Source organism: Janthinobacterium saanense, assembly GCF_014200675.1.
Classification (GTDB): Bacteria; Pseudomonadota; Gammaproteobacteria; order Burkholderiales; family Burkholderiaceae_D; genus Janthinobacterium.
In genome coordinates, this window is record NZ_JACHCI010000042.1 from 1 (window position 1) to 4,476 (window position 4,476).

Below are 4,476 nucleotides of genomic sequence, written 5' to 3' on the forward strand. Positions count from 1 at the left end.
TGGCGCTGCACAAGACGCTGCTGAAACATGCGCAAGAAGGCGGCCCGGAACTCGACAGCGGCAAACCCGCGCAATGGATAGATACCGACCAGCGCCTGGGCAATACGGGCGCGGCCACACTGTTCGTGCAAATGGCCATAGCCGTGATGGGCAGCTACCGCGATGGTGGCGTCAGCGCGGTGGTCAACCTGCGCGATCCCGAGGAAGCGTCGATCGTCCTGATCAGCCCACCGTCAGATGAAAAACGCCGCACCCAGCACCACCCGCACGGCGGCGACGTGTTCCGGCACCGCGTTGCGCCAGCCATCGATCCGGCCAATTATCCGGCCAATTGACACACTTCCTGCCGGGGGGCACGATGAGCAGCAAAATAGGTCAGTATCTGCAGTGGCTGTTGCTCATACCACCGATCGTCGCGGCAAGCTTGCTGGGTTCAAGCTGGATGCGGTCACACAAGCCTGCAGCAGTACAAAAACCGGTGACACAACAGACCGCCCCCAGCGAACAGGAAAAGCGGGAATATGTGCTGGAGGTGATCAGCATGGGCGTCACCCTGGATAAATACCGCCAGGGCAAGCTCTGGGAGGCGCTACAAAAGGGAAATGCCTATACCAGCATACGGGAGCAGGACAAGGAAAAATACCCCTGGGATGCCATGGAAAGATCCGGTATATCCGGTAGTCGCGGCGGTGACACACTGGAAAATGCCGCAAACTATATCCCCATGTATTTCGGCGTGCCCGTATTTAATGCTGAACCACCCATCTTTAATTCACGCATGCTGGATAGCCCCAACTCGCCTGTGATAGGTTTGGCCGCTGGCGCCGCCCCGTCCGGACTGCACTGGCATCTATTTGTCGCCGGTCCGCGCCGCTTTAACGAACACCCTGATCATATTCTGGAAGACGTGTTTGCTTTTTTCGACGCGAACCCCGACGTGCCTTACATCGTGCTCAATTCCGAGGACAGCACGCCCACGCGCGATCTGTACCGGCCCAACGGATCACCATCACTCGTCAAGAACGGCCGCTACATCCCCGAAATGCCCGACGCTTCCGCCCTGTTCGTGCTGGCGCGGCGTGAACGTATTGACGCAGTGCGGAAGTTTGCCTACGACGATGCGCCGCCCGAGGACAGCGTCGATGATTTGAATACCTATGGCGTGGCGCGGCGGCTGTATCTGGCATACGATCAGTTAATGGGAACCGTCCCTCAAGCACGCCTTGAAAGCGATCCGACAGCAGTCACCCAACGCCCACCCCTGATTACCGAATGGCTGCCCGTCGCCGCGCAATTTGCCCGGCGCCCCGATATCCGTGGCACGGGTACCTTCAGCATGTTCGACAAGCTCAATCCCAAGACCTACCATCCGCCCAGGGACTGGCAACCCAAGCCGTGGTTTCCCCTGCCCTTCAACAAGGAACAGCTGGCGCAGATCGACCGGCTGCCCACTCTGGGTTTTATCCACCGCCCCACCTTCGTCAAGATGCGGGATGCCGATGGCAAGCCGCTCACGCGGCGCGACCAGCGCGAACTGGCCTTGCAAACGGGCTGGCAGGAGGCGCTGCGCAACTTGCCCGAAGCCGAGCGACCGGCAGCGCCGCAGCGCCTGATCGCGGCCACCGGCGGCAATACCGAACAACTGGTGGCGCTGCACAAGACACTCTTGAAACATGCGGAAAACGGTGGGACGGAACTCGATAGCGGCAAACCCGCGCAATGGATAGATACCGACCAGCGCCTGGGCAATACGGGCGCGGCCACACTGTTCGTGCAAATGGCCATAGCCGTGATGGGCAGCTACCGCGATGGTGGCGTCAGCGCGGTGGTCAACCTGCGCGATCCCGAGGAAGCGTCGATCGTCCTGATCAGCCCACCGTCAGATGAAAAACGCCGCACCCAGCACCACCCGCACGGCGGCGACGTGTTCCGGCACCGCGTTGCGCCAGCCATCGATCCGGCCAATTATCCGGCCAATTGACACACTTCCTGCGGGGGGCACGATGAGCAGCAAAATAGGTCAGTATCTGCAGTGGCTATTGCTCATACCACCGATCGTCGCGGCAAGCTTGCTGGGTTCAAACTGGATGCGGTCACACAAGCCTGCAGCAGTACAAAAACCGGTGACACAACAGACCGCCCCCAGCGAACAGGTAAAGCGGGAATATGTGCTGGAGGTGATCAGCATGGGCGTCACCCTGGATAAATACCGCCAGGGCAAGCTCTGGGAGGCGCTACAAAAGGGAAATGCCTATACCAGCATACGGGAGCAGGACAAGGAAAAATATCCCTGGGATGCCATGGAAAGATCCGGCATAGCCGGTAGTCGCGGCGGTGACACGCTGGAAAATGCCGCAAACTATATCCCCATGTATTTCGGTGTGCCCGTGTTTAATGCTGAACCACCCATCTTTAATTCACGCATGCTGGATAGCCCCAACTCGCCTGTGATAGGTTTGGCCGCTGGCGCCGCCCCGTCCGGACTGCACTGGCATCTATTTGTCGCCGGTCCGCGCCGCTTTAACGAACACCCTGATCATATTCTGGAAGACGTGTTTGCTTTTTTCGACGCGAACCCCGACGTGCCTTACATCGTGCTCAATTCCGAGGACAGCACGCCCACGCGCGATCTGTACCGGCCCAACGGATCACCATCACTCGTCAAGAACGGCCGCTACATCCCCGAAATGCCCGACGCTTCCGCCCTATTCGTGCTGGCGCGGCGTGAACGGATCGACGCAGTGCGTAAGTTTGCCTACGACGATGCGCCGCCCGAGGATAGCGTCGATGACCTCAACACCTATGGCGTGGCACGGCGGCTGTATCTGGCTTACGACCAGTTAATGCGGGCGGTGCCCCACCCCCGCAAGAAAGAAGACCCGAATGCATTTACCCAACGCCAGCCTACGATAGAAGAATGGCTGCCCGTCGCCGCGCAATTTGCCCGGCGCCCCGATATCCGAGGCACGGGTACCTTCAGCATGTTCGACAAGCTCAATCCCAAGACCTACCATCCGCCCAGGGACTGGCAATCCACGCCGTGGTTTCCCCTGCCCTTCAACAAGGAACAGCTGGCGCAGATCGACCGCTTGCCCACCCTGGGTTTTATCCACCGGCCTACCTTCGTCAAGATGCGGGATGGCGAGGGCAAGCCGCTCACGCGGCGCGACCAGCGCGAACTGGCCTTGCAAACGGGCTGGCAGGAGGCGCTGCGCAACCTGCCCGAAGCCGAGCGGCCCGCAGCGCCGCAGCGCCTGATCGCGGCCACCGGCGGCAATACCGAACAACTGGTGGCGCTGCACAAGACACTCTTGAAACATGCGGAAAACGGTGGGACGGAACTCGATAGCGGCAAACCCGCGCAATGGATAGATACCGACCAGCGCCTGGGCAATACGGGCGCGGCCACCTTGTTCGTGCAGATGGCCATCGCCGTGATGGGCAGCTACCGCGATGGCGGCGTCAGCGCGGTGGTCAACCTGCGCAATCCCGAGGAAGCCACGATAGTCCTGATCAGCCCGCCGTCAGACGAAAAACGCCGCACGCAGCATCACCCGCACGGCGGCGATGTGTTCCGGCACCACGTCGCACCGGCCATCGATCCGGCCAACTATCCGGCCAATTGACTCACTTCCTGTCAGGAGGGACGATGCGTAGCAAATTAGGACAATACCTGCAGTGGCTGTTGCTCATACCACCGATCGTCGCGGCAAGCTTGCTGGGTTCAAGCTGGACGCGGTCACACAAGCCTGCAGCAGTACAAAAGCCGGCGACACAACAGACCGCCCCCAGCGAACAGGAAAAGCGGGAATATGTACTGGAGGTGATCAGCATGGGCGTCACCCTGGATAAATACCGCCAGGGCAAACTTTGGGAGGCGCTACAAAAGGGAAATGCCTATGCGAGTATTCGGGAGCAAGATAAAGAAAAATATCCCTGGAGCAGCCTGGATAAAGCTGGCATGAGTGGCGGACGTGCAGGAGATTCGCTTGAAAATGGTGCATTGAACACACCGATGTATTTTGCTGTACCGATATTTAACGCTGAAGGCCCCATTGAAGATCCCGCCATGCAGGACACGCCAGACGCGCCGATATTGGGATTGGCAGGAAGCACCTCTTCCTCCGGCATGCACTGGCATTTATTTGTGGCCAGCAAAAGACACTTCGATGAGTATCCTGACCATATTTTAGAGGATGTATTTGCATTTTTTGACGCAAACCCTGATGTGCCATACATCATCTTGAATTCACATGACGGCATGGAATCACGTGATAGCAACCGCCTCCCCAATACTCCCGAACTACTTAAAAACGGCCGCTACATCCCCGAAATGCCCGACGCTTCCGCCCTGTTCGTGCTGGCGCGGCGTGAACGGATCGACGCAGTGCGGAAGTTTGCCTACGACGATGCGCCGCCCGAGGCCAGCGTCGATGACCTCAACACCTATGGCGTGGCGCGGCGGCTGTATCTGGC

At 59.3% G+C, this 4,476-nt stretch carries 3 protein-coding genes and 1 pseudogene; all 4 read left to right on the forward strand.

Annotated elements, in window-relative coordinates; translation table 11 throughout:
- Nucleotides 1–335: pseudogene (locus HDE72_RS27515) on the forward strand (DUF2875 family protein); the annotation flags it as partial.
- 143 nt (nt 336–478) lie between these two features.
- A complete protein-coding gene (locus tag HDE72_RS27520; RefSeq protein WP_183748773.1) occupies nt 479–1,981 on the forward strand; it encodes a type VI lipase adapter Tla3 domain-containing protein in 1,503 nt (500 codons plus the stop codon).
- Between the two features lie 142 nt (nt 1,982–2,123).
- Entirely contained in the window at nt 2,124–3,626 is a 1,503-nt protein-coding gene (locus HDE72_RS27525) for a type VI lipase adapter Tla3 domain-containing protein (RefSeq protein WP_183748775.1), read from the forward strand.
- Nucleotides 3,627–3,649: 23 nt separating this feature from the next.
- The coding region (locus HDE72_RS27530; RefSeq protein WP_183748777.1) for a type VI lipase adapter Tla3 domain-containing protein at nt 3,650–4,476 on the forward strand (827 nt) is incomplete at its 3' end.